This is a genomic window from Streptococcus sp. (assembly GCF_019414905.1).
In the GTDB taxonomy this organism is placed as follows: domain Bacteria; phylum Bacillota; class Bacilli; order Lactobacillales; family Streptococcaceae; genus Streptococcus.
Map to the genome: position 1 here is coordinate 1 of NZ_DXLC01000259.1, position 1,984 is coordinate 1,984.

Annotated in this window: 2 protein-coding genes; both read left to right on the plus strand. The window is 43.9% G+C overall.

The features are described from left to right. The coding region (locus QZ359_RS07890; protein ID WP_293965313.1) for a Tex family protein at window positions 1-1,525 on the plus strand (1,525 nt) is incomplete at its 5' end. Then, complete coding sequence (locus QZ359_RS07895; RefSeq protein ID WP_293965315.1) at window positions 1,512-1,961, plus strand: SprT family protein; 450 nt, start codon at window positions 1,512-1,514, stop codon at window positions 1,959-1,961. The genes QZ359_RS07890 and QZ359_RS07895, both read left to right, overlap by 14 nt. Window positions 1,962-1,984: the final 23 nt, after the last annotated feature.

Here is a 1,984-nt window from a genome sequence, read left to right on the forward strand (position 1 = left end):
TTATTATGATTTTTCTGAGACGGTTGGAAATATGCAGGGTTATCGTACCTTAGCCCTCAATCGTGGTGAGAAATTAGGTATCTTGAAGGTCAGTTTTGAACATGCAACAGATCGTATTCTAGCATTCTTTGCTGCTCGTTTTAAGGTAAAAAATACCTATATTGATGAAGTAGTTCAGCAATCTGTTAAGAAAAAAGTCTTGCCTGCTATCGAGCGCCGTATTCGGACAGAATTAACTGAAAAGGCAGAAGAGGGAGCTATTCAACTCTTTTCTGACAATCTGCGCAATCTGCTCTTGGTTGCTCCGCTGAAAGGGCGCGTGGTTCTTGGATTTGATCCTGCCTTTCGAACAGGTGCCAAGCTAGCTGTCGTGGATGCAACAGGAAAAATGCTGACAACTCAGGTCATTTATCCTGTCAAACCAGCATCAGCTCGTCAAATCGAAGAAGCAAAGAAAGATTTGGCAGATTTGATTGGTCAATACAGTGTAGAAATTATTGCCATCGGAAATGGTACTGCTAGTCGTGAAAGTGAAGCCTTTGTGGCGGAAGTTCTTAAAAATTTTCCTGAGGTTAGTTATGTTATCGTCAATGAAAGTGGCGCTTCTGTCTATTCTGCAAGCGAACTTGCTCGTCAGGAGTTTCCAGATTTGACAGTTGAAAAACGCTCTGCGATCTCTATCGCTCGTCGTTTGCAAGACCCCCTTGCTGAATTGGTCAAAATCGATCCAAAGTCAATTGGTGTCGGTCAGTACCAGCACGATGTCAGCCAGAAGAAATTGTCTGACAGTCTGGACTTTGTCGTGGATACGGTTGTTAACCAAGTCGGTGTCAACATCAATACAGCCAGTCCTGCTCTTCTTTCACACGTAGCTGGACTCAATAAAACCATCTCTGAAAATATCGTCAAATACCGTGAAGAAGAAGGAAAAATCACTTCACGCGCTCAAATCAAGAAAGTTCCGCGTCTGGGTGCTAAGGCTTTTGAACAGGCAGCTGGTTTCCTTCGTATCCCTGAAAGTAGCAATATCCTTGATAATACAGGAGTTCACCCAGAAAATTACGCTGCTGTTAAGGAGCTCTTCAAACGCTTGGATATCAAGGACTTGAATGAAGTGGCCCAAGGCAAACTCAAGTCGCTTTCAGTCAAAGATATGGCGAAAGAGCTAGACCTTGGTCCAGAAACTCTTAAAGATATCATTGCAGATCTTCTCAAACCAGGTCGAGATTTCCGTGATTCCTTTGACGCACCTGTGCTTCGCCAAGATGTCCTAGATATCAAAGACCTAGTGGTAGGCCAGAAGCTAGAAGGTGTTGTGCGTAACGTCGTTGACTTCGGTGCCTTCGTTGATATCGGGATTCACGAGGACGGCTTGATTCACATTTCGCATATGAGTCGCAAGTTTATCAAACACCCTAGTCAAGTTGTGTCAGTTGGAGATTTGGTGACCGTTTGGGTCAAGAAAATTGATACTGAACGTGAAAAAGTCAATCTGTCGCTCCTCGCTCCAGATGAATCTAACTGATTACGTCAAGCAAGTTTCGCTAGAAGACTTCGGGAGACCTTTTATCCATCATGTCCAGTGGAATAGGCGTCTACGTTCGACAGGTGGGCGATTTTTCCCCAAAGATGGGCATTTGGATTTTAATCCCAAGGTTTATCAGGAACTGGGTCTGGATGTTTTTAGGAAAATTGTCCGACATGAACTCTGTCATTATCATCTCTATTTTCAAGGGAAGGGCTATCAACATAAGGATCGGGATTTTAAGGAACTTTTGAAAGCAGTGGATGGATTACGCTTTGTGCCCTCCTTGACAAATAACAACTCCAAACCACTCAAGCTCTATCGTTGTCAATCCTGCCAGCAAAGGTATCATCGCAAGCGAAGGATTGATACCAAACGCTATCGCTGTGGACTTTGTCGAGGTAAATTGCTACTGATAAATCAGCCTGAGGACTGATGAAAGCCGAGCCTACCCATGAT

Excerpts from the sequence above, each read along its gene's own strand:
- QZ359_RS07895 (WP_293965315.1), top strand. The coding sequence starts at position 1,512 with ATGAATCTAACTGATTACGTCAAGCAAGTTTCGCTAGAAGACTTCGGG.